Annotated in this window: 24 protein-coding genes and 1 pseudogene; 15 read left to right on the forward strand and 10 right to left on the reverse strand. The window is 53.2% G+C overall.

Going from position 1 to position 22,901, the window contains the following annotated elements; all coding sequences use genetic code 11:
* Window positions 1-1,157: ISL3 family transposase (locus tag K3T82_RS00005; protein WP_220191464.1), on the reverse strand; the 1,157-nt coding region annotated here is incomplete at its 3' end.
* A 439-nt stretch (window positions 1,158-1,596) separates the two neighbouring features.
* On the opposite strand from K3T82_RS00005, the gene K3T82_RS00010 reads away from it, so the two are divergent.
* On the forward strand, window positions 1,597-2,028 hold the full coding sequence (locus K3T82_RS00010; RefSeq protein WP_220191465.1) for an NUDIX domain-containing protein: 432 nt from the start codon (window positions 1,597-1,599) through the stop codon (window positions 2,026-2,028).
* Window positions 2,029-2,391: 363 nt separating this feature from the next.
* Window positions 2,392-2,862 (forward strand): hypothetical protein, encoded by a 471-nt coding sequence (locus K3T82_RS00015; RefSeq protein ID WP_220191466.1) that lies wholly within the window; start codon window positions 2,392-2,394, stop codon window positions 2,860-2,862.
* Between the two features lie 211 nt (window positions 2,863-3,073).
* On the opposite strand, the gene K3T82_RS00020 is transcribed toward K3T82_RS00015, so the two are convergent.
* On the reverse strand, window positions 3,074-3,370 hold the full coding sequence (locus tag K3T82_RS00020) for a hypothetical protein (RefSeq protein ID WP_220191467.1): 297 nt from the start codon (window positions 3,368-3,370) through the stop codon (window positions 3,074-3,076).
* Between the two features lie 1,283 nt (window positions 3,371-4,653).
* On the opposite strand from K3T82_RS00020, the gene K3T82_RS00025 reads away from it, so the two are divergent.
* Together K3T82_RS00025 and K3T82_RS00030 are read left to right on the forward strand one after the other, a co-directional pair.
* On the forward strand, window positions 4,654-7,740 hold the full coding sequence (locus K3T82_RS00025) for a winged helix-turn-helix domain-containing protein (protein ID WP_220191468.1): 3,087 nt from the start codon (window positions 4,654-4,656) through the stop codon (window positions 7,738-7,740).
* 169 nt (window positions 7,741-7,909) lie between these two features.
* Window positions 7,910-9,445: an FAD-dependent monooxygenase gene (locus K3T82_RS00030; protein ID WP_220191469.1), complete on the forward strand. Its 1,536-nt coding sequence runs from the start codon at window positions 7,910-7,912 to the stop codon at window positions 9,443-9,445.
* A 186-nt stretch (window positions 9,446-9,631) separates the two neighbouring features.
* Here K3T82_RS00030 and K3T82_RS00035 read toward each other — a convergent pair whose 3' ends face one another.
* A complete protein-coding gene (locus tag K3T82_RS00035; protein ID WP_236030884.1) occupies window positions 9,632-9,895 on the reverse strand; it encodes a transposase in 264 nt (87 codons plus the stop codon).
* A gap of 244 nt (window positions 9,896-10,139) precedes the next feature.
* Between K3T82_RS00035 and K3T82_RS00040 the strand changes: the two genes are divergently transcribed.
* Window positions 10,140-10,292, forward strand: coding sequence for a hypothetical protein (locus tag K3T82_RS00040; RefSeq protein ID WP_220191470.1), 153 nt, complete (start codon window positions 10,140-10,142; stop codon window positions 10,290-10,292).
* A 351-nt stretch (window positions 10,293-10,643) separates the two neighbouring features.
* On the opposite strand, the gene K3T82_RS00045 is transcribed toward K3T82_RS00040, so the two are convergent.
* Both K3T82_RS00045 and K3T82_RS00050 read right to left on the reverse strand, forming a co-directional pair.
* Window positions 10,644-10,937, reverse strand: a complete 294-nt coding sequence (locus tag K3T82_RS00045; RefSeq protein WP_220191471.1) for an RNA recognition motif domain-containing protein — start codon at window positions 10,935-10,937, stop codon at window positions 10,644-10,646.
* 534 nt (window positions 10,938-11,471) lie between these two features.
* Window positions 11,472-11,771 (reverse strand): hypothetical protein, encoded by a 300-nt coding sequence (locus K3T82_RS00050; protein WP_220191472.1) that lies wholly within the window; start codon window positions 11,769-11,771, stop codon window positions 11,472-11,474.
* Between the two features lie 114 nt (window positions 11,772-11,885).
* Between K3T82_RS00050 and K3T82_RS00055 the strand changes: the two genes are divergently transcribed.
* Window positions 11,886-13,301, forward strand: a complete 1,416-nt coding sequence (locus K3T82_RS00055; RefSeq protein WP_220191473.1) for a bifunctional metallophosphatase/5'-nucleotidase — start codon at window positions 11,886-11,888, stop codon at window positions 13,299-13,301.
* A gap of 246 nt (window positions 13,302-13,547) precedes the next feature.
* The gene (locus K3T82_RS00060; protein WP_220191474.1) at window positions 13,548-13,790 is read left to right on the forward strand and encodes a hypothetical protein; all 243 of its coding nucleotides are present in this window, start codon (window positions 13,548-13,550) and stop codon (window positions 13,788-13,790) included.
* A 92-nt stretch (window positions 13,791-13,882) separates the two neighbouring features.
* Here K3T82_RS00060 and K3T82_RS00065 read toward each other — a convergent pair whose 3' ends face one another.
* Window positions 13,883-14,260 carry a hypothetical protein gene (locus K3T82_RS00065; protein ID WP_220191475.1) on the reverse strand — a complete coding sequence of 126 codons (378 nt, stop codon included), beginning with the start codon at window positions 14,258-14,260 and terminating at the stop codon, window positions 13,883-13,885.
* 522 nt (window positions 14,261-14,782) lie between these two features.
* Here K3T82_RS00065 and K3T82_RS00070 point away from each other — a divergent pair.
* Both K3T82_RS00070 and K3T82_RS00075 read left to right on the forward strand, forming a co-directional pair.
* Complete coding sequence (locus K3T82_RS00070) at window positions 14,783-15,217, forward strand: SRPBCC family protein (protein WP_220191476.1); 435 nt, start codon at window positions 14,783-14,785, stop codon at window positions 15,215-15,217.
* 162 nt (window positions 15,218-15,379) lie between these two features.
* Complete coding sequence (locus K3T82_RS00075; protein WP_220191477.1) at window positions 15,380-15,808, forward strand: SRPBCC family protein; 429 nt, start codon at window positions 15,380-15,382, stop codon at window positions 15,806-15,808.
* 605 nt (window positions 15,809-16,413) lie between these two features.
* Here the strand turns inward: K3T82_RS00075 and K3T82_RS00080 are convergent.
* Window positions 16,414-16,575 (reverse strand): hypothetical protein, encoded by a 162-nt coding sequence (locus K3T82_RS00080; RefSeq protein ID WP_220191478.1) that lies wholly within the window; start codon window positions 16,573-16,575, stop codon window positions 16,414-16,416.
* Window positions 16,576-16,988: 413 nt separating this feature from the next.
* Here K3T82_RS00080 and K3T82_RS00085 point away from each other — a divergent pair, with 413 nt between their 5' ends.
* From K3T82_RS00085 to K3T82_RS48880, 5 genes and pseudogenes are all read left to right on the forward strand, one after another.
* Window positions 16,989-17,201, forward strand: coding sequence for a hypothetical protein (locus K3T82_RS00085; RefSeq protein ID WP_220191479.1), 213 nt, complete (start codon window positions 16,989-16,991; stop codon window positions 17,199-17,201).
* A 34-nt stretch (window positions 17,202-17,235) separates the two neighbouring features.
* A pseudogene (locus K3T82_RS00090) lies at window positions 17,236-18,049 on the forward strand (IS5 family transposase).
* A gap of 211 nt (window positions 18,050-18,260) precedes the next feature.
* Complete coding sequence (locus tag K3T82_RS00095; protein WP_220191481.1) at window positions 18,261-19,334, forward strand: hypothetical protein; 1,074 nt, start codon at window positions 18,261-18,263, stop codon at window positions 19,332-19,334.
* 596 nt (window positions 19,335-19,930) lie between these two features.
* Window positions 19,931-20,446, forward strand: coding sequence for a hypothetical protein (locus K3T82_RS00100; protein WP_220191482.1), 516 nt, complete (start codon window positions 19,931-19,933; stop codon window positions 20,444-20,446).
* An 87-nt stretch (window positions 20,447-20,533) separates the two neighbouring features.
* Window positions 20,534-20,668: a hypothetical protein gene (locus K3T82_RS48880; protein ID WP_268886601.1), complete on the forward strand. Its 135-nt coding sequence runs from the start codon at window positions 20,534-20,536 to the stop codon at window positions 20,666-20,668.
* 661 nt (window positions 20,669-21,329) lie between these two features.
* On the opposite strand, the gene K3T82_RS00105 is transcribed toward K3T82_RS48880, so the two are convergent.
* From K3T82_RS00105 to K3T82_RS00115, 3 genes are all read right to left on the reverse strand, one after another.
* On the reverse strand, window positions 21,330-21,758 hold the full coding sequence (locus K3T82_RS00105; RefSeq protein WP_236031205.1) for a transposase: 429 nt from the start codon (window positions 21,756-21,758) through the stop codon (window positions 21,330-21,332).
* Between the two features lie 14 nt (window positions 21,759-21,772).
* Window positions 21,773-21,985 carry a hypothetical protein gene (locus K3T82_RS00110; RefSeq protein ID WP_220191483.1) on the reverse strand — a complete coding sequence of 71 codons (213 nt, stop codon included), beginning with the start codon at window positions 21,983-21,985 and terminating at the stop codon, window positions 21,773-21,775.
* An 84-nt stretch (window positions 21,986-22,069) separates the two neighbouring features.
* On the reverse strand, window positions 22,070-22,282 hold the full coding sequence (locus K3T82_RS00115) for a hypothetical protein (RefSeq protein WP_220191484.1): 213 nt from the start codon (window positions 22,280-22,282) through the stop codon (window positions 22,070-22,072).
* Between the two features lie 24 nt (window positions 22,283-22,306).
* Here K3T82_RS00115 and K3T82_RS00120 point away from each other — a divergent pair, with 24 nt between their 5' ends.
* Window positions 22,307-22,819, forward strand: a complete 513-nt coding sequence (locus K3T82_RS00120; protein WP_220191485.1) for a transposase — start codon at window positions 22,307-22,309, stop codon at window positions 22,817-22,819.
* The last annotated feature ends 82 nt before the right edge of the window (window positions 22,820-22,901 follow it).

The following is a 22,901-nucleotide window of genomic DNA, read 5'->3' on the forward strand; positions in this document are numbered from 1 at the left end:
AGCCCCTGCGTTTGGAGCCAGCGCATCACGGTTTTGTAGCTGCCACTATAGCCCTGATCACAGATTTCGCGGTACAACTGCTGCCCATTCAGACACCCTTGCTCGATCCGTTGTCGAAGGTGACTCATGTAGGGAGAAAGAATACTTTGCGTCGATCCCAAAGAAGTGCGAGGGGCACGTTCGGGAAATGCCTCTGCCGCCACGTACTTGTACACTGTCATACGAGCGAGATGAAGTTGGCGCGCAATGTGGAGAATGGGAAGGCCTTGCCGGAACAGCTCATTGACCTCGTCATACTTGGCTTTGCGACGATCCCTTGCCTGTTGTCTTGCCTGACGTTCATTGGCACTTTGCTCTCGAGGCAAGCGAGGGTAAGGCGTTGAGGTATCGGGAAGCACACGTTCTTTGAGTCGCGCATACACACGAGAGAGCGCTCGTTCGAGCATCTCGCGCCAATTCTTTAACAGATGCCAGCGATCAATGACCTGGCGAGCGGAAGGAGCCCCTTCTGAGGCGCCACGCGCATATTCTCCAGAACGATCTCGACTGATCCATTCCACTCCAGGATGGGCACGTAGCCAGTTGGCAAACGTCTCAGCCGTCCGATCAGGGAGCAGATCAATGGGTTGATGACGTTGCCAATCAATGAGCAAGGTGCCATAGCGACGTCCTTTCCGAAAGGCGAAATCGTCCACTCCAAGAATGGTAGGAGTCTCAAAAGGTGGAGGACTGGCCCGTCTCACCCGACGCAACAGCGTATCTGGGCTCAACTGCGTTCCCAGATGGGTAAGCAATCGGGAGCCCAGCTCACCTCCAACCAGGAGTGCAAAGACATCCGCGACGATCATCAAGCGTACTGTTTGCCGAGAGGCAAAAGCGACCACCTGGGGCAAGCGCTCGGCAAAGGTGGCTTTCTGGCACGATGGATTGAGACAGCGAAAGCGTCGAACTTGCAATTTGAGTTGTACCAACAGACCCGTGAGAGGCAGATCTTGTGGCGAGCGTGTGTACCAACTATGCATGCGAGACGATGCTTGATGACAGGAAGGACAGATGGCAGTGCTCGATTGTGATTGGGCTGCAATGAGCGCACGATCATCATACGCGGTAATATCAGTGATCTGAAAACCAAGCAAAGAAAAAGGAAGTGCAACCAATGAAAAACATCCTTGTCAGTGAATATATGCTCTACTTCTTTCTACGAATTGAGGTTGCACATCCTGCTCTTGCTGAGCACCATTTCTGCGGGAGAACCATTTTACCAGGTACGTTACAACATAATTCAGATATCACTCTATAGAGGCAGGTCATAAAACAGGCACACTCAGGGAGACATTATACGATAATCGATACATAAAGATAGCATGGTCATTGAGAAAAGTGAGAGCAAAACCGCTCAACGCCCATCGAAACAGTGAGACAAGAATAGACAAAATTAACATGTCCTCAAGCTCAAAAAGGCTGTAAGCCTCCTATCAAAGCCACGTCAAAAACCATCAAAAAGGGTCCAACTCTCCCCAATGTAAAAGATATAATAGGAATACACTTCTTCACGAAGCACCCTCATCTAAGATATAGACAGAAAGAGCATACAAAATGGAGCAAAAGATTCGGGATCACCATATTGCCGTGATGCTTGTAATAGATCAGCAGAACCAGCTGTTGATGCAGCACCGCGATGGCGCTGCATATGCGTGGCCGCACAAATGGGGCCTGCCGGGAGGCGGGATTGAGCCGGGCGAAACCCCGGAAGAAGCGGCCCGCAGGGAGCTGGAAGAGGAGACAGGCCTCAAGGTAAATGGCAACCTCAAGCTGTTCTGGGAGAGCATCCTTCCTGCTAGCCCACTGCCAGGAGTTTATCGTCAATGGCATGTCTACTCTGCCGAGACCCAGGCCCGCCAGGAAGATATTGTCCTGGGTGAAGGGCAGGCTATGGTTTTTACGCCGCTCGAAAGAGTGCTTGACCTGGATTTGATTCCCACTATAAGGCTGATTGTAGAGCGCTTTCTGGAGCAAGCAAACCAGTAGGTAGCCAGGAAATCTATCATAAAATCGGCGTCAGAGGACCCCTTGCTTCCAACTGCTGTCTTTTACCCACAATTTACAAATGGAGGTGAGAAGCAAGATGAACGCCCTCAAGCAGGGTTTGCAACTGGAGCCAGCCCTTCCACACGGTTTTCCAGCCGGGTGGGCCATCGTCAGACCAGGCTGCTCCCTCAACCTCTGCCCAAGACTTCGTACATCATCCCGCATCCAATGACGCCACGCAGCACTGACAGGTGCTTGTCTGTGTGGCATAGAAAGACCTGTGAGATACAATAACAAAGCACACTACAGCAAGAAAGAAGCGCTGCTTCCCCATGGCGAGAGACAAGAAAGAGCAAGTATTGAATGAACGACGAGGAGATTCAGGGGCGCTTACGGCTCACAGACGCAATGAATACCTACAATCCAGCGCTGACCGTCCTGAAAAACAAAGGTTACCATCTCTACTTTGTGCCAGATGAACGCCCTCAATGCTTCGGGGATTTCTGGGCGATGAAGGACGGGCGAGTCTTTATTGCTATGGACCCCCTTCGTTTGCTGGGTTTAATCGGGGTGTGGGAAGGAATGGGCGATGGTTGGTCTCATCTGCGGTATGAAGATATCTGGGGCCAATTAACAGACATTGGTTTTGTAGAGGATGATTTTCGTTCATGGGATGAGAACGCATTTCAACAACTCACGAGAGAACTCCGATTGGTATTTGATGCGATGGGACAAGATCTGCCCGAGCCTGTGACCCGAGCAGCGTTAGCTCAAATCATCAAGTCGTGGAGTGAGGGTGAGGAAATCACTGGTCAGGATCTGAGCGGTGAATAGCCATCTCATCAGAAAATGAAGGGAGCAAAGGATGAGGCGAATGCGTTGAGGAACGGCGACGGTGACAGAGACTGGCATACAGAATCTGCCGGGCCAGGAAATTCATATCGTGGGACGAGGGTGCCCGCGCTCGCAACGGATCAACGGACGCCTCGCAGCATGCCCTGGCGCACTTTGAAGTCCACCTCCTTGAACTCCATGCACACCTCAGCTATGCCGCAGGCTGGTGTGAGGTCTTCTTTGTCCCCAAACGGACCTTCACGCCCCCATGCATGCCTTCCTCAAGGCCATGACACGCCAAGACGAGCAGCAGCAGCCCATCCCTGAGTCTGTGGCCCAGGCCCTCCCTGCCGAGGTCGTCTCCCTCCTCTTGCAAGGCGTCGCGCCCACCGCTCTCCCGCGCCCGTACCATGACGTGATCTTCCAGACCCTCAAGCTGGGCCCCTATGTACGCTCTCGCTGGCGCAAAGATGCTCACATCTCCACCATCAGCCTTGGATTGCTCCACGACTATCCTCCTTACCCCTTTACCCCACAGGGCTTCTAACACCTGTGCGAGAACTGGCGCGCCAGAGACGAGCACACGCATCCTTCGCCAACACGCACTTTGACGCAGATCTTCCCTGGTCGCCCCAGCTCCTGCCGAAACATCACACGCGCTGCCCAGCCTCTTACGCACCTGGCTCACAACTTTTCACAAACATGTTCCCACCACCACATAGGTCTCACACTCATCAACGCGACGGCTCCAGACCCGCATCAAGCGCCAACTCACACAAGAGATTCTCAGAGCGCCCATATCGAGGCGCGCTGCACCTTCCTCCACCCTTGCTCTCGTCACCGATAATACACATATGGTCCATGCCCACGCCAATTATAGGCATGTTTTTTTCTATGATAAAAAACATGCCCCCCTATGTCTCCTCTCGAGAAGTAGCGCAAGGCCCGGGCAGCCTGCTTCTTCGATTCTACTAATCATCTGAACAGCATTCTCCATAAGCACTTTTTATCTGAAAAAGATTTCCTTAACCGAATTTCAGGTTCCTTTCCTTTGCCCCTTCGCTCAAAGAGATCTGATCGTTGCTTGAGAAACGTTGGTAGACGTAACTTCTTATGGAATTGCTGCCGAAAAGATGGACAGGTCGACGTCAGCTTCGACACAAAAACGGTCATAGGGATCCATCGCTGGGCATACTTTTTGCCTGCCTGCTGATCGACCAACTGCAGAAAAGAGAGCATGTCATCTGCCCTCTTTTCTGCCTGATGCGTAGAAGGGCAAGCCGGCGCGAACATCTCACCCTGCTGGTCCATGCCAGCAACCTCACTCTCTTGCCCACACAACCCACATCCATCAGACCCACCACCCCATGCCCTCCTACCAATTCCCGGCGCTCTCGGGCGCTCCGGGTTTGCACGAGAGCGCCATCCTCTCGCACTCCATCATGACACCTTCTCTGAGACTGACGTCATCTTCCATGAAACGGGCGACAACGCGCGGAGAAAACCAACAGCCCCTATGCGCACACTTTCTCCGATCCTCTTCTTCACGAGCACATCTTGGGGAAGCATCGCAACGGTCCGTTACCCCAAAAAGCCTTAATAGGCCGCTTTTCGTATGAATAGAACGAAAAATAACGCTGAGGCCTGTTGATCCCCTTTTTTAACCGGCCTGTGAGAACCCTGTGATTCATTTATCAACAACATATGCACAGAGCTTGAGCAGCGCTGGCTTCTCTGCTATACTCCCCAATATGCCATGTTGGGGAATTACACACCATTAAACAGGAGTCTATGCCAAAGGAAATAGCATATACTATTGTCTGGTCTGCGGAGGAAGATCTCTATGAACTACACGCTCCAGGAGATCATCAGATATGGACACGCGAGGACGAGCACTGGTTCTCCTGGCTAAAGCAGTGCCCTTCCTTCGCTTTTCAGGGTCGATCTGGTCATATCACCCTCCTCAAGGAGCGGCGGCGCTACGGGGAGGGCTACTGGTATGCCTATCGTACCAGGCAGAGACACACTACGAAAAAATACGCTGGGCGCTCAGAGCACCTAACGTTCGCGCGTTTAGAAACGCTCGCCTCTGCTCTGGGGAATGGCGTCTCCTCCCTCCCTCAAGCAGGTGGACAGATCGCTGAGTCCGTACAGTCAGGCAATTCCTTCCTCACCCCAAAAATCCAGGCGCCACGCCTGCACGGTGCTCATATCTCTCGCGAGCACTTACTGGCGCGCCTGGACGAAGGTCTTGCGCGACAGCTCACGCTGCTCTGTGCCCCCGCTGGCTCTGGTAAGACCACCCTGCTGAGCCAGTGGCTCGCCGCCCGCGATACCTCTATCGACACTGACGCGGCAGGGTCTGTGGCCTGGCTCACCCTGGACGCAAGCGATAACGATCCCACGCGTTTCTGGAGCTATCTTATCGCGGCCTATCAGATCGCTCGGGCAGATTTCGGCCAAGCCGCGCTGACTCAACTGCAAAAACGCTGGCAACCATCCGTTGAGCCAGCCTCCCTTGAGGGCGTCGTGACAGCTTTTCTCAATGAGCTGGCTAACAGCAGTCAGCAACATATCCTGATTCTGGAAGATTATCATCTGATTACCGCGACCAGGATTCACGAAACGCTCAGGTTTTTACTCGATCATCAGCCAGCCACCCTCCACCTGGTCATCAGCACACGCAGCGAGCCAGCGCTGCCTTTACCCAGACTGCGCGCACGCAATGAATTGAGTGAGATCCGCGCAATAGATCTGCGCTTCTCCCTGCAAGAGACACAAGCATTCCTGCGCCAGACCCGCGCGCCGCACCTTTCCACAGAACACCTGCTCTATCTTAATACCCGCTTGCAGGGATGGGCTGCTGGCCTGCGCCTGGTCGCCCTTACCCTGCAAAAATATCCTTCTGGACAGGAGATAGGGCAGTTTCTGGCGGCGCTCACAGGGAGCCATCGACCAGTGCTGGACTATTTTCTGGCAGAGGTCTTTGAGGCACAGCCCCCCGCTCTTCAGCAATTTCTGCTCCTGACAAGCGGGCTCAACCAGTTGACAGCCTCTCTCTGCAATACCGTGACAGGTAGAAGCGATAGTGAGCGCGTGCTGCATACTTTGGAACAGGCGAACCTTTTTCTTGAACCGTCTGGTGGGAGCGAACGTTGGTACCGGTATCATCCTCTCTTCGCTGAAGCTCTTCAATGTGAGGCGCGTCAACGTCTGAAAGAAGAGGAGGCGAGGTCCGTGCTACGTCGGGCCAGTCTGTGGTATGAACAACAGGGGCTATGGTCGGAGGCCGTCGAAAAAGCGTTGCAGGCACAGGATAGCGCGCGAGCGGCGCAACTGCTTGAACGGATCTGTGAACGCTCCTCTGTGCCACCCACCGGCGACGTGTCTCTCCTGGCGCATTGGTTTGAGCAATTGCCAGCCACCACGTTCCAGCAACGCCCACGCCTCTGCCTCTATTATGCCACTGCCCTGTTGTACTCCCAGAACGGCGCGCCCTTATCGCCATCTCTGCTGGTTCAGATTGAACGCGTACTCCTACTGGCAGAAAAGGGCCTGGGCGCGACGGGCGAGGGGAGCGAACAGGGGCGACTCTTTGCCATGCGGGGCCTGGTAGCCTGGCGCCAGCAGTATTGCAGGGAGGCACAGGCATTTTCCGAGCGGGCGCTGATCTACCTGGAAGAAGGTGATGACTGGCATAGCATCAGCTCGAATGTGATTGGACAAATCGAATTCCAGACCGGGCACCTGGACGCCGCGCGTCAGTGCTTCCTCACTGTGCTGGCGCGTTGTGCAGCCAGCGGCAATCAGGTCCTCAAACGCGCGATGATGGGACGGTTGAGCATGATCTGCGCCGAGCAAGGCGATCTGTATCAGGCCGGAACCTTTATGCATCAGATGCTGGCTGAGGCTAGCCAGCAAAAGGATCTGGACGATATGTGCCAGGCACACCTTGGGCTGGCATGGCTCTCTTACCTCTGGAATGAACTGCCAGAGGCAGAACAACACGCGCGGGAGGCGCTCCGTATTGGCGAGCAGCTGTTTCTACTCTCACGACGTATCGGCACACAATTCCTGTTGATACTTATCCAACACGCACAAGGCAGGCACAACACCGCGCAACAAGGGGCAGATCTTGTACAACAGCTTCGGGAACATGAAACACCTCAACTTTATCGGGAACTCGTTTTCTGGCAGGCCTCCCTTTGTTTCCTGGACGGTGATTTCTCCGCTGTTCAACGTTGGAACGATCTTCGGTCACAACGTCTGGCAAGGCCATTGCTCGCCTTGCACGAGCGGGAAGCATTGTTGCTGGCTCGCTTCCTACTGGTCAGTGACAGGCAGGCTGAAGCATTGGCTCTCCTGGAGCCGCGACTTCGGGATGCCCGAGCAACAAAGCGCTCACAGAGCATCATGGAGCTTCAAATCGTCCTGGCCTGCGCTCACGCTCGCGCGCAACAGATGCACGAGGCACAGCATGCCCTGCGGGAGGCTTTGGAACTGGCGCACGCAGGAAAATACATCCGTCCATTCCTGGATGAAGGTGAAGTAATGGCACGCCTGCTTCGTGTGGCCTTCACCCAGATCCGCGAAAAGTTTCTCCAGGCCTATCTTCAGACCCTGCTGAGCGCATTCGCCCGGGAACCGTCGGCGGCCTCTCATTTTCAGGAAAACATCCTGCCTGATGAACCTCTCACCTCCAGGGAACGCCAGGTCTTACACCTCCTGGTTGCTGGATACTCCAATCCTGCCATCGCCCATGAGCTCGTTGTCTCTGTTCACACCGTTCGGACTCAGGTCCAGAGCATTTATAGAAAGCTCAATGTGCATAATCGCCTCCAGGCAAGCGAGCTTGCACGCCTGCTTCACCTCATATAACCTGCCAAAAATCATCCACCATCTCATGCAGTTGAGCGATGTGCCTATCCTGCGCTATGCGCTACACTCCTCATGAAGCAGAGCAAGCATCTCAGTAGGCCATTGAAACGGCTTGCGCTTCTCTTTCCATTTTTTGAGAAAAGTTATGAAATGAAAGGAAGCTCTCTTTATGACTTCATCCGATAGAAGCGATCCTGGGCAGGCAATGGATACAGATGTCATCATTGTGGGGGCGGGTCCTGTCGGCCTGTTCCTCGCGAATGAACTGGGTCTAGCTGGCGTGCGTGTAGTGGTCGTGGAAAAACTGCCCACACGCAGCGGGCAATCGAAAGCAACCGGGGTACAACCACGCACAGCGGAAGTTCTGGCTCTGCGCGGTCTGCTTTCAGAACTACAGGAGCAGGCGCTACCCCGCGAGGCGGTTGGCGGTCACTTTGCCGGATTGCCGATCCCGCTAGAGTATCATCCCTGGAATACACGTTATCCTTACCCGCTGTCAATTCCTCAGGGACGAATAGAAGCATTTCTCGAAGAAAAACTGGCCCAGTATGCTATTCCCCTCTGGTGGGGACAGGCAATCATCGGCCTGGAGCAAGACGAGTCGGGTGTGATGGCTCTCGTCAGCGGCCCAACTGGTGAGACGCACCTGCGGGCACGCTATCTGGTTGGCTGTGATGGTGGTCATAGCGCGGTGCGTAAGCTTGTCGGCGTCAATTTTCCTGGTCGAGATGGCAAGTTATCCATGGTTGTGGCCGATATAAGGCTCGCCAGGGGATCAGGAAAAGTCCCCATGCGCAGCAGGCATTTCAGTGAACATATTCAGCGCAATGGAAACGTCATAAGCATCCTTTCTCCGCTGAGCGATGGCGTTAGCCGCCTGTTGTTTGGTGGGCCAGAGCAGCAGGTGCTTGCACGCGACGCGCCAATCACTGAAACCGAGGTGCGCGCCGCTTTGCGTGCCTCCTATGGTTCCGATGTCGAGTTGCAGGAAATCCTGTGGGCATCTCGCTTCAGCGACGCCTCGCGCCAGGTTGAACACTATCAGGTAGGGCGCGTCTTCTTCGCAGGCGACGCGGCTCATATTCACCTTCCCACCGGTGGCCAGGGTCTCAACCTGGGCCTGCAGGACGCATTCAATCTGGGCTGGAAGCTGGCCGCGCAGGTGCAAGGCCAGGCGCCCGCAGGACTCCTGGAGAGCTATCATACAGAGCGTCATCCCGTAGGCGCACGTGTGCTTCAGAACACCCGCGCACAGGGCCTGTTAATGCTGCTGCAGAGCGACGAGGATGGGTCTGCCCTGCGCGGGCTGTTCAGGGACCTGATGCGCCTCCCGGAGACGAACCGCTACCTTGCGGGCATGATCTCTGGTCTCGATGTGCAGTATGCTATTCCAGGCGCAGACGCTTCTGCGCTGATTGGTCGTCGTATGCTCGATCTGGATCTGTCCTCCCCAACCGGTCAGACTCGCGTCAGCCAACTCTTACATGCCGGTCGCGGCCTGCTTCTCGACCTGAGTAACCACGACGATCTTGCTGCCGTCACAGCTAAGTGGTCAGCGCAAGTAGACTACATACAGGCCAGCACGCCTGCTGATTTTGCTGCCAGTGCCGTCCTGGTTCGTCCCGACGGCTACATCTGCTGGACCGCAGAAAACGCCAGTCCCGACGTCGAGTCTGTGCTGCGCACCTGGTTTGGTCCATGCTAGCTCCAGCTTAACGTTTAAGACCGCCGCTTAGTAAATTGATAGGGAGGTAAGCCCAGGATACGTGGAAAATTCTATCGGAAGCGAGATCCCGGGCTTACCTCCCTATACAGAAGCCATAGAAATTGTCAAGCCCTTAATTGCAAGACCTCTACCAGACAGACAACCAGAGAAAAGACGCCCAGCCTTTCACGAAGACAAAGCTTCCCTGGCCTCTAGAAGCACCTGGAGGCCCTTCTTCATGCCACGAGCCACCAAACGATGATAGTACGCTCCGAAAGGAGACGTGTGCAGGGCAATGCTGCGTAAGGCCGCGAGGTAGAGGATACGACGAACTCTTCCACTGCCGCGCGTGGACAACCTGGTTTGCCCACGCCATTTGCCACTCTGCTTGACCAAGAGATCTAGACCAACGTAGGCGACTACCTGATCGATGCGCGTGAAGCGTGTCAAGTCTCCTCATTCCGCACGCAGGACCGCGACCATCAGCAATCCAAACTCTGGCACATGTAACATCCGTTATCCGAAACTTACCCAAAGATGGACAAGCCATATTTCGCGTTCGGTTCCTGCTTCAACGAACAACGTGCCTGGATCTACCGGGTCTTACAGGATCTCCACAGGCGTGCATTCCGGTGTCACTCACCGTACGAGGAGTAACTATAGCAGAAACGAGGTACGAACGCAAGAGCAATAGATGTCAACGGAAAGAGCTATTTGTCTGCTCTTCAAGAAACTTGTTTTAACCCCCGAAGAGGCCAGCGACAGTATCTTCATCTGCGTCCATTCCTTTGAGGAGTTCCTTTATCGCTTCTGGGTCGAAAATCGCCTCTGGTTTGATCTCCATTAGGGTCGTCCCATCCACTCCTTGCCCATCCCAGAACAACACTACCTCTCTCACTCTCTCCACGAGAAGCTCTAAGCCTGGCGTCAACGCTCACAGTCACTACAAAGGCTTCTCCAAAAACGAGGAGTGTGCCCTGAATGCGAGGAGCATGACAGATGAGGTATCATGCTCCTCGCATTCAGGGCACACTCACATCTATGCCACCACCTACTCAACCATAAGGGGAAGCACGACTTTGGGCACAGACAAAAAACCTCCTGGTGAGAGCGCTCGCAGGCTTCTTTGTCGCTTCTCTCAGGAGGGTTCTTTCTCTCATCTCATCCCTTCAAGAGAAGGGGCTCTTTGTTGCTGGCGTTAGTACCGCTCGCGCCGATCATAGGAACGTCTCTGAGAACCTCCACCACTCTGTCGCTCACGCGCTTCGTTCACCGTAATGGTTCTCTCACCAACGAGGGTCCTATTCAGTTGCTCAATAGCACGCTGTCCTTCTTCAGGTGTGCTCATATCGACAAACCCGAAGCCCTTGCTTCTTCCAGTCTCTCTATCCGTAATCACGCTCGCCGAAGCAACCGTTCCAATGGCTTCAAAGAGGGCGATCAGGTCTTGTTCCTTCGTTTGATAGGGAAGTCCCCCAACATACAGTCTCATAACAGATGCTCCTGCCTTCACATGCGCTGGCACACTCGTAAAAACCGTTTCTCACAAAAGCCATACCATGAGCACATGAAGTCTCTGTCTATACTATCACACAAACACTCATGGAGAAGGTATCTCTTTCTCAACTCCTTGTCAGATGGGCAACACCCCGGATGCTCTTCCCACACTGATCACTCTCTCGCTGCCCAACCTCTTACCCACATGGCCCACCACTTTTCATACTTTTCTCGCAAACAGGCGGCAACGCTCCTGTCTCACTGCCATGCAGAGCATCCCATCATCCAGGCAGAACCAAGCTGATCACTCTTCTCATTTCCGCACAGTGGGACAGGAGCGTTGCCATATCAGCACCCTTTTCCCTCCGGACAAAACTCACAGCTAGAAGAAGGGAAACACCTCATCGTCGTTGGGAAGACTCCTCACGACTGGTAGGATATATTCCTCAGACAGCATGAGCGTGTCACGCACACATCCTCTCCACCTTGGATCAAACCCACGTTCATCAGGCTCATTCCACAGATCACTCTACTCAAAACGCAACCCTTTGGAGCGTACCTGGATGCCCTCTGTCCTCCAGATCGCGAGATCATCATATCGATGCCGAAAGGAATAATTGCTATCATAGGGCAAACCCACCAGAACCACTGGTGGAGACGCATGCAGTTCGATAACCTGCCCATCAGCCTCTCTCAGCGCCTTGCGTGCCTGCTCAGAGACAGCCCCCACCGTCATCCAGTAGATATGGGGATCTGGTTCATTCCCCTCGCTTGGCTCACGTGGCAACAGGGAATTACGCTGAGCTACTAACCTATTATCTCGCCACATTCTGTCGCTACCTTCCGTCAAAGAAGCGTCTCGGCATGCCCCTTTACAAAAGAAATGCCTATATACTACACTTACAATACTCAATGGAGCTCTCTCATTTGGAAAGAATAGTCTATGACAACAATCACCCAACGATTACGTATTCTGCATAGTAATGACATTCACGGCAACATAAAAGGTTTGGCACGTATTACTACACTCGTCAAGCGAGAACGGGAAGCTCATCCGCAACTCCCTATCCTCTACCTCGATGGCGGCGATATAGAAGAATCCTCGGTGCGTTTGAGCAATATCACTCGCGGTGTGGGCATGCATCACCTGCTGCGGATCGCGAACTGCAATGCCGCAACCATTGGCAATGGCGGCCTGTTGCGCTATAGCTATCAGATTCTTGTGGAATATAGCGAAGCATCAAAGTTCCCTCAACTTCTGGCGAATATACGCTTACCTGATGGTTCTGTTCCCCCAGGAGTCGAAGCGGCTATCATCCTGCAAGCAGGAGCACTGCGCCTGGGTATCATTGGCCTTTCTGACAATATAGAGAACTTATATGTAACGCGCTATGCTCTACTTGAGCTACCAGCGGTACCACTTGTGCGCCAGCTTGTAGAGCAGCTCCGAGCACAGGGCGCAGATACCGTTATCCTTCTCTCACATATGGGCTTGAAGAACGACCGCAAACTGGCGGATGAACTTCAGAACGTCATTCCCCTGATTATTGGCGCCCATAGCCATGATCTGCTTCCTAAAGGCGAACGCATTGGAAACGTACTGATTGCCCAAGCAGGCTACAATGCGCAACACCTTGGCTATCTTGATCTTCTATGGGATGGTACATCTCTTACTATTGAGCGTGCACATGTTGAGCCTATCACTCCAGATATTCTTCCAGATCCAGCGATTGAGGCTGAGATGAGACGAATCGAAGAGAAGAGTGCTCACATGCTCAGTGAAGTTATTGGTGAACTCACGGAGCCGCTGGAATTTTCAGAAGGATACGAGTGTGGTGCCGTCAATCTCATGGCCGATATGTTGCGTGAACGTATGCAAGCCGAGGTCGGGATAATCGCTGCAGGAGTCAGCTTTATTGAAGGGCTGCCAGCGGGTCCTCTTCTGCGTGGCAAACTCTGGGAGGCTTGTCCCTCACCCGCTAATCCCGGTGTTGTAGAGATGACTGGTGCGCAACTGCTCATGGTTATTCAACGTGGCCTCGACGCTGCTATGATTGCCAAACGCCCTCACCCCATGCGTGGATACGCCCAGGGTCCCCTTCACCTTAGTGGTGCAAGCATGCATGCTCAACAACTCTCTATCGGGAATGAACTGGTCAATCCAGAACGCACGTATAGAGTGGCCGCATCAGACTGGGAACTTGACGCCAGCAGAGGCTATGTTGATTCAGCATGGCATCTCAAACCAACGTATGATATACCAATCATTTTGCGCGAGGCCTTAGAAGAGTACATCGCACAACATACCCCTATTCGCCATCCAGCGATGGGCCGGCTGGGCGAATGCACAAGAACGTGACAACACTTGGCACAAATTCTCTCCTAGAAACATGACGTTAACGTAGCATTGAGGATGGACATTGCTACGTCTCTATAGACAGAAGAGAAAATGGCGGAGTGCATCTTTAGAATATAAAGCTGATGGAGAACACCCATGCCAGTAGCACACGGTGCTACACACCGCTCTCATGCCACTGAGACACCGCTGTGACATCGCTCTGACGACGCTATTCCACAGCTTTCACATGGGAATATCGCCGAGGACATGACCGTCCTCGGCCACAAGCACCAACAAGATCGCGAGATTCTCTTCCCACTCCGCCTAGATGATGCCATCATGACAACCGATATGCCATGGGCGCAAGCTCTACGTGACACCCACCATATCGCTGATTGGGCGAGATGCCTAGACGATAAGGAGAGCTATTGGCAGGAGATAGCCCGCATCATCTCCCATCTCACCAAACCACTCTCAGGCCCACCCTTCATGCAAACCAAGACAAAATAACACCTGTCTGGTTGGATAGATGCGGCGGTCGCGGCCTTCCTTCCCTTCTCGGCAGGCCCGCAGATCCGCCTCTCAATCACACTTCTGCTTTTCTAAAAGAGCGATGCTCTTGCGTCTATATTCATAAAGAGACATGGATAAGGAGTGCACCAATGGCGAAGGAAGAGCATCTGGCTCACCTCAAATAAGGCGTAGGTCACTGGAATCGCTGGAGACGAGACCATCCCGAGATCCAACCAAATCTCACCGATACTAAACTCAGCCATGCCAACCTCAACGGTGCCAATCTCTGCATTACACGACAGTTGCATTTGTTGAGGCGCATGGGAAGCAGAACCGGACTCGGAGAGACAGCGAGACGCAGACGCTTCCAACAAAGCAGCCATGTGTTCGAGGTGGGCAATGGAGAGCTGTTGAGTTGGACCAAGAGAGAAAGCGGAGCGGCGACCGTGGAGGTAGCGATAGGCCACCCACTATCTTCCTTCAGGATTCCCATCCTTCATGCGACTGAGGGTCAGGTCCTCTTAGAGGATACAACCACGCGCCTGGCTGGCCAGTCGCAGCACACCACACCATATGATGGATAGTCAGTCCAATAAGCCTGCCAGTGCGATCCTACGAAAAGAGACGACGTACCACATAACAAGAGGTGCTTTGTTGAAATTGTACAGATAGGCTGGTTTCTTGGAGAAGAGATTTCAGCACCTCACAGTGAACATTTCTCGCGGTGTCTCCCCACAACATTTGCGTACAAGAAACAAAGAGATTTCCTTCTTCAGCCCTCTTCTCTTTCTCGAGAGCAGAGGGTATTGCTATGTGGCTTGATTGCAAGCTTATGGCTGAAATCCGCCAGCAATCGCATCGCATAGCAACTATACTCCTCTAGAGATAAGGATCATTTGTATATTGAATGTAAATGATGAGTCTTGCACAAAAGATGGGCACCTCCTCCAAGTAGCGCTACCCCTCTAAAGAGAGATACGGAGAAAAAGATGGCAAAATCATACTATAGCACGGTCTTTGAGCAGACGGCAGATCACGTTTGGGCAACCATTCGCGACTTCGGTCGCTATGAGTGGGCGAGTGGAGTCAGCAAGGCGTATATAGAGAACGAAAAAGCTGGTGATGCCGTTGGGGCTATCCGCAACTTCCGCGTGGGGAATCTGCGCGAGCGCCAACGGCTACTTGCCCACTCGGACCTCGATCGGTCCTACACGTTTGAATTCTGCGACCAGGGTTCCATCCAGGTGAGCAACTATCAAGCAACCCTGCGTGTCACGCCAATTATCGATGGAAACCAAGCCTTTGTCGAATGGTGGGCAACCTTCGACTGCGAACCTACTGAAGTGGATCACTGGACGTCGTATTTCGCAAATGAAGGGTTTCCAAAATGGTTAGGATCGTTACGCGCCCAACTTGAAAGATAAGCAACCATAACAACAACCAACATCGTATGGATCTACTCAACATGCGCAGGAGAAAATGTGTAGCTCACCCCCTCGCCGCTTTCTCACGTTGAATGTGTCCTCTGAGGATAACTTGGGCGTACAACCCGTTGGAAAAAGTAGAAAAACAAGGAGAAGAGAAAAATGGCAAGATCCTACTATAGTACCGTGTTCGAGCAGCCAGCAGATCAGGTTTGGGCTCGTATCCGCGACTTCAATGATGACCGCTGGTCCGGAGAGGTGGCCAAGAGCGCAAGCGAGAACGGCAAATCTGGGTCGACGGTTGGCACAATCCGGGTTCATGAGTTTTCTGGTAAAACCGCTCGATCTGACCTGCAGGCATATTCGGAAACGGAGCGTTTCTTCACGTACGGATTCGTCGGCACGCCGCCCATTCCCGTTAAAAATTATCAGGCAACCCTGCGTGTGACACCGATTATAGACGGCAATCGGGCCTTTGTGGAATGGTGCGCGACCTTTGACTGCGCTGAAGTGGAGCGCGATCACTGGATGAAGCATCTGATGGACAGCTTCGCCAGATGGCTCGCCGCGCTCTGCAAGGAGTGCTCATAAGAGAATCTGTGTCAGTGCAACACAGGCATAGACCCAAGCGCAGCAGAGCAACAAGAATACTGCAGCGAGGGAAGGTCAATGGCCCGTATCATTTTACGGGCCTGGATCTCACAGGTGATTTCGTCTTCTGCGAGCGCAAGCCCTGGCTCGCCCGCGTGAGCGAAGACAGCCCATCCCTGAGGCACTGGCCCTGGCTCTTCCTGCCGAGGTCGTCTCCCTCCTCCTGCAGGGCGTCTCACCCACCAACCTCCCGCGCCAGTATCACAACGTTATCTTCCATACTGTCAAGTTGGGACCCTACGTCCGCTCTCGCTGGCGCGAAGACGCTCACACGTCTACCATCAGCCTCGGCCTCCTCAACGACTCTCCTCCCTTCCCTTTCACGCCCCAGGGCTTCTCATGCGTCTGTGAGCATGCGAGAACAAACACGCCGGCACCATGCCACTGCCAACACGCATCCCTCACCTACACACCTCTTGACGCAGGTCTTCCCAAGGTCGCCCCAGCTCCCGCCGAAACATCACACACGCGCCAGGCGGAGCAGCCGCAACCCACACGCTGCCCATCCTCTTACGCCCCTGGCTCGCCATGTTTCAGCGTGTTTCTCACACGCAGGTGGCAACACGCCTTCTCACTGCTAGCAAGAGCATTCCAGGATCTGGGCCGAGCAGACCACAAGGCATGCCAGGATTCACACCCCAACCACCTGGCACCACACGGCAACACCAGGCGTTTCTCATGCGTTTCTCGTGCGTTTTGAAATGCACACGAAACGCCTCCTCCTCCTGGTCTCTCCCTCACCGACCAACCTCCTTCCCCCCACCTTCTTCAATCCTCAACAAGAGCATGGGCGAACAGCCCTTCCAACGAGAGAGAACAACGACTATATGACGTGGCGGGAGATGCGCCTCCCACACGCGCGACGCAGGATGTGACCACGCTCTTGTCGAATGTGCTTTTCTCCCCTATGATGCAATAAATACAGATCCTTCGGGAGGTCGTTATGAGTCAAGCGTCAAACAGCACACGTCTCGTGGAGATTCTTACGGAACTCTCCGAAACAACGTTTGAGACGCAGGTCCACCTCGATATATGGGTTGCCTGCCACTTTGCGTGCACATGAAGCATTCATAGGGCATCACCAGCCGCCTCTGCCAAACGAACGACCGACATCTGGGCAATGGCCAAACATCGGGTCCATATCGAAGCGTTTTTCGATCCAGAGGATGTGCTGATCATCGAGGTCACCTTGCCAACACCTGGGGACGATGGCAAGGAACTGCGTGATGCCTGTTCCTTGCAGGTGAAGAGACAGGGATGGAAACACGAACTGGTGTGCCACGCCCTGGTCAATCACGAGGCACAGACAGCGTTTGAGAGCCTGTTTTGTTAATCGCGGGGATGACTTTACATGATAGACTGGAAGGATGAATAAGAGTTCTCCAGGCAATCTTTCTGATGCAGAGTGGGAGTGTTTGCAACGCCATGTACCGCCCTTGTCCAGACGAGGGAGACCACCAACTCACCCGTTGCGAACCATCTTCGATGCCATTTTCTACGTCCTACGCACAGGTTGTCCTTGGCGGTACCTGCCCGCAAACTTCCCACCCTGGCAGACCATCTTTTACCATTTTCGGCGCTTGCGCTTCAAAGGCACATGGACGCTCCTGTTACAGGCTTTGTACCTGGTCGAGCGCCAACGACAAGGCAGGAACCCGCACTCTAGCGCTGCCATCATGGATGCCCAGAGCGTGAAAACGGTGGAGGAGTCTGCCGGGATCAGCGGCTTTGATGCATATAAGCGTGTCAAGGGGCGCAAACGCCACATTCTCGTCGATACCTTGGGGCTTCCGCTCTCGATCTACGTGACCGAAGCTGACATGCATGACACCCGAGGCGCCCGCTGCCTGCTGGCTGGGTTGAAGTATTTCGTCCCGCGTTTGAAGAAGATCTGGGCTGATGCGGCCTACCGTGGGCAGGAATTGGCTGAATGGTGCCAAACCACAGGCGACTGGGAGCTGGAAGTGGTGGAACGCCCGGTGGGCGTTCGTGGCTTCAGCGTTGTGCCCAAAAGGTGGGTCGTCGAGCGCACCTTCAGTTGGGTTTCTCGCAATAGACGAATGAGTAAGGATTACGAGCGCAAGGTCCAGACCAGCGAAACGCTCATCCAGATCGCAATGATTCGATTGCTCGTCGCTCGCCTTGGACGGAATAATTGACCAGTTTCCAAGCACGTTCTGAGCATTGTTCGTCTATTACTCTGATATCCAGCAGCGCAGTGCTCACCCTGGATCAAATGGGTATTTCCCTCTCCCTTCCTCTCCTCTTATTCGCGACTCCTTCCAGATACGTTTTTCACTCACTCGTTTTGGTCCGGATGCTTGCAAGAGAGAGCCTGGGTAGATAGAATAGCTCCACGTTATTGTGATGCTTTTTAGTAGAGGATACCTAGATGACGCTATTACCAGCAACCAAGGCGCTCATTGATTTCACTCGATATGATTCCCTTCACTGGTCTCTTGCCGATGCTTATGTCGCAACGATTGCTCGTTTTGGGTCAATAGAAGATGCACGGCTACTTTTGGCAGCATTTTTAGTAAATCCTGCCAAACGAGCATATATGCTTACTCCTATCAGAGTTCTCGGCAATGATGAGCTTGCTCATGAGCTGTTTCTGCAATGTGTGCATCATGGCAGACTTCGTGATGAGATGCCCGAAGATATACTCCTCTGCCTGGGATATATGGGATATGTACCGGTTGAACCACTTTTATGGAAGTATGTATCGCAAGAGGGCGATCACGACAATCATGGATATCATTACATGAGAGCTGCTTGTCTGGGGTTACTCCATCTTCCTTGTGTTGAATTGAAAGAAGCCATTGCCACAGCCATCACCTCTCATTATAGCAAAAACTGGTGGAATGCAGAACTGCTGCCAGCATTAGCTAGCAAGACCGGTAATTCCTCTCTGCTTGAGGAATTGTATCAATGGGGGGTGACCACAGCCTCAACCGACTGTAATGCAGGGTTGGTGTTAGGGATTGCCCTCTATGGAGAAAAAGGTTCTGCCTATTTTAAGAGGCTTCTGTGGAACCCTGATTGGGAAGCTCATGCGTCTGCGACTGGTACCAGGCTTTATACCTATCTTGGATGCCGATATCTGGGCATTTCCTTACTTGATCTGTATGCTGAACTACAGACACATATTCAGCACGGCTCTCCACAAAAACAAATACGGCATGGGTTCTCTCTTGTAGAAGCAATGCTTAGCTGCTTTCTTGATGATAATGTTCTTCCTCTCAAGTTTCTTCCAGTTTCCCCTGTCAGTGCTCAAAGCGTGTATGAGGCGCTCTTCCTCTGGTCTCACCCCAATAAGGACGATTCGATTATCGGTCTGGTCGACCAGTTGGTTGAGAGTGATGCCGACACAAGGCAATCCCTACGACATACCCTGTATGAATTGGAACAAAGCCTGTTAGTTCGTATCGAGCGAGAGATAGAGCGGCAACAGTTTATGCTTTAATTCTATCGTAAAAACGTAATAGCCTAATAATCCTTTTTCTACCAAAGAGTGCTCTATTCTTTTGCCATTTGTGGAATGAGAAAAAGAGTATCTGGTGAATTGCGTGTAACAGATGATCTATCTCAAATGGTTTCCTTCCAACCCATGCGCAAGATAGAAAAAATCACGTCAATAAGGTTGGTGGATGATACATCCATAGCCTGCCTCATGCAAGCTTAGGGAGAAACTGTTGCAAGCGCTCTCACCATACATCCAAGAGGTTTCTCAGATATGTTGTACTCATACTTTCTCGTTTATCTGATTATAACCCTTACCGCAATTCCCAAACACAGTCTCAGGTCGACATCCGCTCTGGGCACAACCGCTCTCGACGTGAGGATACAGAACACGTCTGGCTCCCTTGGCTCACCCAGCATCCCTAAAAGAAAAGCAACCGGGGAAGTGCTGATACAGATGCCTAGAAGAACAGAGACACACCTCCAGGATGATCAGCGCGAAGAGTGATCGCTTGTACATTTGTCCCTGGGAAAAGCGCTCTCCATCTGGTATGTTTCTCTTGTACCATAGCTTGGCAGATGCACCACTGAGGAGATATCATGAACAAGAGAACAAACATTGCCCTCCTTTTTCTCGGCAACCTTCTCCTTCTGATTGGCTTTTTCTTTTTCCCCTTGTACATTCTTCCTTTTCATACTCACGGGAATCTTTTAGAAGGCCCCTCTGCGTGGAAACTCATGACCTATCCCTTCGTCACTCAACCCAGCCCTAAACTCGGAGCATTCCTTGTGACTCTTCCTTTTTGGCTCCTTGCTGCTCTTATTATTTTTGAGGTAGGAGGAGAAATTTGGACATTGTGGCGTCGTCAAAGGATTTCTCCTCATCGATTGCACAACAATATCGGCCAAATAGGCCTTCTTTGGATGGGAATCATTTTCATCCTTTTATGGCTTAATTATGCTAGCAGCTTAGGGTGGTGGCGTAGCATCTTGATCAATGGAAGTGGGCTTGGATTCTGGTCTTGCATCATCGGTTTTTTGCTTATTAGGGTGACAAGATTACCGCTGCGTGGCATGCAGCGTGTATCTACGCGAGGCGGCAGCACACTTCACTGAACAATGTGAGATCATCGCGACTATCGAGATCCGGGGCAGGTCCTCCTGGAGGAGACCACCACGCGTCTCTTCCCAGACTGGGTCACCGTGAGTCAGCTTGATGATCGGCTGGACCTGCTTGGGCTGGGCGATGGCACAGAAATGCCAGAGGATCCACGCCTCCTCTGGGTCCGCCCCCTCCAGGGCGAACTCTGTCTCCAAGAAATGCTAGAAGAACACTAAGATACTTCAGGCACATAGATGTTCAGAGCGCTGATCGGTACGTCTATGTGCCTGGACGAGCGCGCCAGCCAAGCAAATCATCCCTCGATGACGCGATCCTTCCAGCAGATCCTCTCCAGGTTACACCACCTGGAGCAGGAGAATCAGACGCGCCAGGAGAATTAGTCGCCTCTCACCCGCTCCCTCTCCTTTTATGCACCAGGCTCACAACCACACAGGTCTCACACGCATCAACGCGACGACTCCAGACTCGCATCAAGCGCCAACTCACACAAGAGACTCTCATAGCGCCTATAATATGTACTATGCACCTTCCTCTACCTAGGAGAGCGCGAGACACAAATCGCATTTCTTGATGTGAGTGGCGCTCCAGTCCTACTCACCGTGAACTAGCCTATGCAATTTGTTTGGCATATCGTAGGTCCATAGGAGGTCCTTCCTACCTGGAAACTGATTGCGTGTCGCACCCGATTTCAATCGCTCGACCGCGATTCTTCCTTTAGCAACCTCCTAGTCGAAAAGTTGCTTGATATTTGCCATCAGGTTACAATCGCTCGACCGCGATTCTTCCCTCTTCAACGGCAACCAGGATGAAATAGCTTAGGGAGCCTATAACCTAGCATATTTGCGAGAGGCTCTGTCAGATAGTGTCTTACTCCCATCATGATGGGAACCTGGGAGCGAGCTTGGTCAACATGCGATAGCTGGCCGAGAGCTTGATGAACGCCTCGCTCGTCTCTGGTAAGCCCTCGTGGTCACGGCAGAGACGCTGCCAACGCACCATCCACGAAAAACTGCGCTCAATGACCCATCGTCTGGGAAGTGGGTGGAAGCCGGAGGGAAAGAGCTTGTCCCAATCAATGTCTTCGCCTTCAGGCACAAGTAAACCGCGTTTGGCCACCGTGAGCGCCTTCACCGTCTGCATCGTCCACCCAATGCCGTAGTTGAGCCAGCGCACAAACGTTCCTCCATAATGACTATCGCCCCACAGGAGCTTCATTCTTGGGAATTGCTCTCTCAAAGGCAAGAGCAAGGCTTTGCCACCCTCTTGGTCAGAGCGGCTCGCAGCGGTGACTTTCACGGCGAGCAGATGCCCCTGACTATCTACAAGTGCATGACGCTTGCGGCCATATGTTTTTTTCCCATATCAAAGCCCTTCTCAGACCCACGAACCGCACTGGTTTTGATCGATTGGCTATCGATCACTGCGGCACTTGGCTGTGGATCACGCCCTTGCTTCACCCTCACCTGCATCCGCAGTGTCACGAGCACTTGGTCCGCGCATTCCGGCCCGTCGCCACATGCGGAAGTAATCATGAAGGGGCTCGTGCAAGGCGACGCAGAAACATGCGAATCTGGGAAACAGAGATCCAACATGCGCTACTTTCTGAGAAGAATTCGTCATCCTTCACCCATTGGCGGCAAAAGGTGAGCCAAGCGCAAGTCCGTTCGACTACCTAGTGGCGCGGCAGATGCTCGAAGGTCTTGGGCAAGACAACTTTCACGAGTTCCTTCTGGGGTGTCATCATCCAACCATGACGCGGTGAGCGTTCCACAGCCGGGGAAGGGGAGCATGGGAGTCGCGATCAGCAGGTAGATGCTCAGGGCAAGCATGAGGATGGAGGGGAATGCCCTGGCGTGGATGCCCAGCCGATGGGCGCGCTGACGGTCCACATGAGCCTGGATGCGCTCTTGTACCTCAAGCTCTTACAGCAGGAGATTGAACGCTTGCTTGACCACGATCCGAAAGCCAAAGGGGTGCTTTCAATCCCTGAACTGGGGCCAATGACAGTGGCTGTTTTGCGAGCAGAGTTGGGCGACTTGGATCGATTTGCTCGGATGGATCAAGTCGTGGCCTATGCGGGCATGGATCTGCAGGTCAGGCAAAGTGGGAAATGGAAAGGCCAGACCAAATTGTCCAAGCGGGGCAGCGGTCATCTTCGCCGTATCTTGTATTTGGCGGCTTTGCGCAGTATTCGCTTGCCCACCTCTCCCTTTGGCGTCTACTATCGTCGTTTGGTGGACCGTGGCATGAAAAAGGGCATGGCCGTGGTGGCGCTGATGCGCAAGTTGTTGATCGTTGCTGCCCATCTCATTCAAACGCAAGAGGACTATGATGCGAGCAAAGTCGCCAGGCCAGCAGTGAGCTAGCCGCGCGGCTAGCTCACTGCTGGCCTCCCCACCCCAATTGATGTGGGGGGCAGATCACCTCTGGACCCTGTCCAGAGGTCAG

This window comes from Ktedonospora formicarum, from assembly GCF_016587355.1.
Classification (GTDB): Bacteria; Chloroflexota; Ktedonobacteria; order Ktedonobacterales; family Ktedonobacteraceae; genus Ktedonobacter; species Ktedonobacter formicarum.

Excerpts from the sequence above, each read along its gene's own strand:
- K3T82_RS00010 (WP_220191465.1), top strand. The coding sequence starts at position 1,597 with ATGGAGCAAAAGATTCGGGATCACCATATTGCCGTGATGCTTGTAATA.
- K3T82_RS00015 (WP_220191466.1), top strand. The coding sequence starts at position 2,392 with ATGAACGACGAGGAGATTCAGGGGCGCTTACGGCTCACAGACGCAATG.
- K3T82_RS00025 (WP_220191468.1), top strand. The coding sequence starts at position 4,654 with ATGCCAAAGGAAATAGCATATACTATTGTCTGGTCTGCGGAGGAAGAT.
- K3T82_RS00030 (WP_220191469.1), top strand. The coding sequence starts at position 7,910 with ATGACTTCATCCGATAGAAGCGATCCTGGGCAGGCAATGGATACAGAT.
- K3T82_RS00040 (WP_220191470.1), top strand. The coding sequence starts at position 10,140 with ATGTCAACGGAAAGAGCTATTTGTCTGCTCTTCAAGAAACTTGTTTTA.
- K3T82_RS00045 (WP_220191471.1), bottom strand. The coding sequence starts at position 10,937 with ATGAGACTGTATGTTGGGGGACTTCCCTATCAAACGAAGGAACAAGAC.
- K3T82_RS00050 (WP_220191472.1), bottom strand. The coding sequence starts at position 11,771 with ATGTGGCGAGATAATAGGTTAGTAGCTCAGCGTAATTCCCTGTTGCCA.
- K3T82_RS00055 (WP_220191473.1), top strand. The coding sequence starts at position 11,886 with ATGACAACAATCACCCAACGATTACGTATTCTGCATAGTAATGACATT.
- K3T82_RS00060 (WP_220191474.1), top strand. The coding sequence starts at position 13,548 with ATGACCGTCCTCGGCCACAAGCACCAACAAGATCGCGAGATTCTCTTC.
- K3T82_RS00070 (WP_220191476.1), top strand. The coding sequence starts at position 14,783 with ATGGCAAAATCATACTATAGCACGGTCTTTGAGCAGACGGCAGATCAC.
- K3T82_RS00075 (WP_220191477.1), top strand. The coding sequence starts at position 15,380 with ATGGCAAGATCCTACTATAGTACCGTGTTCGAGCAGCCAGCAGATCAG.
- K3T82_RS00085 (WP_220191479.1), top strand. The coding sequence starts at position 16,989 with ATGGCCAAACATCGGGTCCATATCGAAGCGTTTTTCGATCCAGAGGAT.
- K3T82_RS00095 (WP_220191481.1), top strand. The coding sequence starts at position 18,261 with ATGACGCTATTACCAGCAACCAAGGCGCTCATTGATTTCACTCGATAT.
- K3T82_RS00100 (WP_220191482.1), top strand. The coding sequence starts at position 19,931 with ATGAACAAGAGAACAAACATTGCCCTCCTTTTTCTCGGCAACCTTCTC.
- K3T82_RS00110 (WP_220191483.1), bottom strand. The coding sequence starts at position 21,985 with ATGATTACTTCCGCATGTGGCGACGGGCCGGAATGCGCGGACCAAGTG.
- K3T82_RS00115 (WP_220191484.1), bottom strand. The coding sequence starts at position 22,282 with ATGCTTGCCCTGAGCATCTACCTGCTGATCGCGACTCCCATGCTCCCC.